This window comes from Halomonas sp. 3D7M (genome assembly GCF_014897885.1).
GTDB lineage: Bacteria > Pseudomonadota > Gammaproteobacteria > Pseudomonadales > Halomonadaceae > Vreelandella.
The window spans coordinates 26,023-30,663 of record NZ_JABUZF010000195.1 but is presented as its reverse complement, the minus strand read 5'-3'; the positions used below and the strand labels follow the sequence as shown (position 1 = coordinate 30,663).

Below are 4,641 nucleotides of genomic sequence, written 5' to 3'. Positions count from 1 at the left end.
GGCAATCTCGCCTTCGAAGCCACGGGCGCGCAAGGCGTCGAGGAAACGCACGTAATGAGTGCTTAGGCGTTTAAACGGGGCCGTACGAGAATCCAAAGATGCAATCATAGTTGATCAAGCCGTCACTGCTGGGAGCGGATAGGGGATACGCTACTTTACCGCAGCTACCGCGGCTCTGCATCTTGATGGCGCGTCTTATGCGCTGCCAAGCGCCTCTTTCACCAGCGCTGCGCTGGTCGCGTTCATGGGTAGTGCCAGAGCAAGTGCATGTGCTTGGGGGGACATCTTGCCCCAGGTTTTTTGCACAATACGCACCATATGGTCGTGCTCGACTTTGCGGGAGAAATCCGCGAAGTAATTTTCCAAGAACACCAGGCAGGCGCAATCTTCCAGCGCTTGCACATCGGCATCGCGGCCAAGACCTTTCTTACGGATAATCGTTGCGGTTCGTTCGGCGTCTGCAGCGCTATAGCCAGCGTCACGCATCAGTTGGGCAGTGGTATCGCCCGCGCGCTCACCTTGGTCGCGGCGCCAGGTTAAATAGCCTATGCGTCCTTCAGGGTAATCGCTGCGCGGCACAAGCCAGCGCTGGAGATGTTGGGCGCGGACTGCCAAACGCAGTAGTTCGGCAGGGGCAGACTGCAACTGTGCTAACCAATGGCTCATACGCTGGGCGTAGGCAAGTTCCTGGGGCAGGGGTGTGCCATCGGCAAGGGTGGTTTGGCGCGGATCTTGGGCGTGAAGCGCATCAATGGCCGTTAGAGTTTGTTCAAACGCAGAGGGCATAAGAGCTCGCATGATTAGGGAAGATTAACGACATGCTAGCAGGTTAGCGCCAGGCCATGAAAAAAGCGCCCGCTGCACAAAGGCAGCAAGCGCTAAAGTAACATTCATAAAGAAGTCTATGCGCGGTTGTTGTTATAAACCTCTTCGTTTAGTTCGCCTTCGCTTTTACCCACCAGGGTCGTGACCATCAAATCACCCGCCACGTTTACGCTGGTGCGGGCCATATCCAGAATACGGTCGATACCGGCAACCACCGCAATCGCTTCCAGAGGAAGGCCAATTTGTGCCATTACAATCGACAGCATTATAAGACCCGCGCCGGGAACGCCCGCGGTGCCAATTGAGGCCAGCGTGCCGGTGGCCACAATCATGCCGTAATCCATCATGGTTAGATCGGTGCCGGTCATTTGGGCAATAAACAGCACGACTACGCCTTGGTAAAGCGCTGTGCCATCCATGTTAATCGTCGCGCCCACGGGTAGCACAAAGCCAGAAACGCCCTCTGAAATCCCTAGGTTTTTTTGCGCGCAGCGAATCGACACCGGTAGCGTGCCAGCAGACGAGGCAGAGGAGAACGCCACCACAATGGCATCCAAGCTGCCTTTCAGGTAGCGCACAGGGTTCAAGCGGCCAAGTAGTGAAATAAACCCAGAGTAAATTACCAACACATGCAGAATGCAGGCGAGATATACCACGCCAATCAGCTTGGCCAGCGGCAGCAGGATTTCTAAGCCGTATTGGCCTGAAACATGGGCGATTAAGCCAAATACACCAAAGGGTGCAAAGGCCATCACAATGCCGGTGAGCTTGTACATTGCTTCAGCAAAGCTATCGAAAACCTTCATAACCGGCTCGCCTTTTTCGCCAATCAGCGTTAGCGAAATACCTAAGCCAATGGCAAATACAATGATCTGCATAATGTTGCCATTAGCCAGAGCATCGAGAGGGTTGCGCGGCACCAAGTTAACCAGAATAGAAATCAGAGAGGGGGCTTCGTTTGCAGTCACTTCTGTATCGAAGCTTAAATCGACGCCTACCCCTGGCTGTAACAAGGTGGAAAGCAGTAGACCGATGCTGATCGCAAAGGCCGTCGTCACCAAATACAAGGTAATAGTACGCGCACCAATGCGACCCATTTTTTGCGGGTCACGCATTGAGGTAATACCGACTACTAGCGTTGAGAACACAAGCGGTACAATCAGCATCATTATGGCATTAATGAAAATATCGCCGAGCGGCTTAAAGACACTGGCGGTTTCACCTAGTAACGCACCGGCTAATATCCCCAGTGCCAACCCCGCCAAAATTTTTTTCCACAGCGCGATTTTACTCCACCAAGAAAACTTTCCCTTTTTTGCTGTTTCCTGCACTACGTTTCTCCTGTTTAACATCCATTATTAGTGATTCGCGCTGCAAATCGGCGGGCACTCTATCACTTTGGGCTAGTGAGCCAAGGTTTTTATGCCGATTGGTAATAGCGTATGCGTTTGATTCGAAAGTTCGATGCTGCTCAGTCACAGGCATGCCATGCGCACTCGAGGTTTGGAGTTCACGCTACGGCTATTTTGGAGCACAACAATCAGAAGTCGTGGTGGTTTAATTCGAGCCCAAAAGGATTAAATATTGCGTTCGTTTTGACGTACGTACTGCATGGCGTACAATTTATGTAATGCGGGATAAATTAGAGGTGTGTTATGACCGGAATATCTGTAACAGAGGCACGCAGTAACCTTTATCGGTTGATTGATGAGACTGCAGAATCTCATCAGCCAATTATCATTATGGGCAAGCGGAATAAAGCCGTTTTGGTGGCGGAAGAGGACTGGTCTGCCATTCAGGAGACGCTTTTCCTGCTTTCTGTGCCAGGGATGCGAGAGTCTGTTCGTGAGGGAATGGAGACCCCTGCAGATGAGTGTGATGAGGAGTTGGACTGGTGACATGGACGTTGGTTTACACCAAACACGCTCAGAAAGATGCGAAGAAGTTAGCTTCCAGTGGCTTGAAGCCAAAGGCGCAGGAGCTGCTGGCACTAATCGCAGAAGATCCGTATCGGAAACCGCCTCCGTTTGAGAAACTCATCGGTGATCTTGCGGGGGCTTATTCACGGCGTATCAATATTCAGCATCGTTTGGTTTACCAAGTGCTTGAAGACGAAGGGGTAATTAAAGTGCTCCGGCTTTGGAGCCACTACGAATAGTGTATAACCAGTTGCTGCTGCCGAATATCAAGTAGAACAACGATGAATGCAATACGGTTAGTCAAAAGCATCACTCCCCATTAAGGCAGCCATAGCTCCCCGCCGTGCTTTTGCCTACAATAGGCCTCTTTCATCACGGGCGATGTACGCCGTGTTCCACTGATTTCAGGCCAAGGGATAACTCATGCTCGATCCGAAACTGCTGCGCGGTGATCTTGATGCGGCTGCGCAACAACTGGCCCGGCGGGGCTTCGAACTTGATAAAGCGGCACTGCAAGCGCTGGAATCGCGCCGTCGTGAGTTGCAAACCCAGACCGAGCAGCTGCAAAACGAGCGCAATATGCGTTCAAAAGCGATTGGTAAGGCGAAGGCTAGCGGTGAAGATATTCAGCCGTTGCTGGATGAAGTGAGCGATTTAGGCGAGCGCCTGGATAAAGCCAAGAAAGAACTGGCTGAGGTGCAGGAAGAGTGGGATGACGCTATCAGTGGTATTCCCAATCTTCCTCATGAAAGCGTGCCTGAAGGCAAAAGCGAAGACGATAATGTTGAGCTTCACCGCTGGGGTACGCCGCGTGAGTTTGATTTTGAGGTGCTGGATCACGTCGATCTTGGTAAGAAATCGGGTTATCTCGACTTTGAACTGGCGGCTAAGCTGACCGGCGCTCGCTTTGCGGTAATGCGTGGGCCGATTGCGCGTCTGCATCGGGCACTGGCGCAATTTATGCTGGATACGCAAACTCAGCAGCATGGTTACGAAGAGTGCTATGTGCCGTATATGGTGAATCGCGATTCGCTGATGGGTACCGGCCAACTGCCAAAATTTGGCGAAGATCTGTTTAAACTTAACGACGAACGGGAATACCATCTAATTCCGACGTCGGAAGTGCCACTAACTAACTTTGTGCGTGATGAGATTGTCGATCAGGCGGCGTTGCCAATGAAGTTGACTGCCCACACGCCTTGTTTCCGCAGCGAAGCCGGTTCTCATGGGCGCGATACCCGCGGCATGATCCGTCAGCATCAGTTCGATAAAGTCGAAATGGTGCAGATTGTTGAGCCAGATAAGAGCTATGAAGCACTGGAAGAGATGCGTGGCCATGCTGAAGCAATTCTGCAGGCGCTGGAGTTGCCTTACCGCGTAGTGACGCTGTGTACCGGCGATATGGGCTTTGGGGCGGCGAAGACCTACGATTTGGAAGTTTGGTTGCCTAGCCAAGAAACGTATCGGGAAATTTCTTCAGTCTCTAATTGCGAAGATTTCCAGGCGCGGCGCATGCAAGCCCGCTTCCGCCACCCAGACGCGAAAAAGCCACAGTTGCTGCATACGCTGAATGGTTCAGGCCTAGCGGTGGGGCGTTGCCTGCTGGCGGTGCTTGAAAACCACCAGCAGGCAGATGGCTCTATTACTGTTCCTGCGCCTCTGCAACCCTACCTGGGCGGCCTTGAGCGTCTTGCCCTCTAATTGCCCACTCGACGTTGACCTCGGCATCGATACGAATGGTGCCGGGGCGATAGTCGCTAGCGGAACCACTGCCCATGGCATCGCTCTCAGCGCGCATGGCCATCATGCGGGGCTGGAAGATGGGCGTTTGGGCTTCTTCAATGCGCTGTACTTGGCCAAGCCTTACGCCTAGGGTACTGGCCATTAAGTCCGCTTT

6 protein-coding genes are annotated in these 4,641 nt (G+C 52.6%); 3 read left to right on the top strand and 3 right to left on the bottom strand.

Annotated features, from left to right (window positions below; genetic code table 11):
* Positions 1–195: 195 nt before the first annotated feature.
* Both INT22_RS11035 and INT22_RS11030 read right to left on the bottom strand, forming a co-directional pair.
* Complete coding sequence (locus INT22_RS11035; protein ID WP_193059273.1) at positions 196–786, bottom strand: DUF4202 domain-containing protein; 591 nt, start codon at positions 784–786, stop codon at positions 196–198.
* A gap of 116 nt (positions 787–902) precedes the next feature.
* Positions 903–2,156: a dicarboxylate/amino acid:cation symporter gene (locus tag INT22_RS11030; protein WP_193059272.1), complete on the bottom strand. Its 1,254-nt coding sequence runs from the start codon at positions 2,154–2,156 to the stop codon at positions 903–905.
* 324 nt (positions 2,157–2,480) lie between these two features.
* Between INT22_RS11030 and INT22_RS11025 the strand changes: the two genes are divergently transcribed.
* From INT22_RS11025 to serS, 3 genes are all read left to right on the top strand, one after another.
* Positions 2,481–2,723 (top strand): type II toxin-antitoxin system Phd/YefM family antitoxin, encoded by a 243-nt coding sequence (locus tag INT22_RS11025; protein WP_193059271.1) that lies wholly within the window; start codon positions 2,481–2,483, stop codon positions 2,721–2,723.
* Positions 2,720–2,983, top strand: coding sequence for a Txe/YoeB family addiction module toxin (locus tag INT22_RS11020; protein WP_193059270.1), 264 nt, complete (start codon positions 2,720–2,722; stop codon positions 2,981–2,983). Before INT22_RS11025 ends, INT22_RS11020 begins: the two co-directional genes overlap by 4 nt.
* A 184-nt stretch (positions 2,984–3,167) precedes the next feature.
* Positions 3,168–4,445 (top strand): serine--tRNA ligase, encoded by a 1,278-nt coding sequence (serS, locus tag INT22_RS11015; protein WP_193059269.1) that lies wholly within the window; start codon positions 3,168–3,170, stop codon positions 4,443–4,445.
* Here the strand turns inward: serS and INT22_RS20780 are convergent.
* Positions 4,387–4,641 (bottom strand): SIMPL domain-containing protein (locus tag INT22_RS20780; RefSeq protein ID WP_226912623.1); only part of this gene is annotated, 255 nt, incomplete at its 5' end. The genes serS and INT22_RS20780 overlap by 59 nt on opposite strands.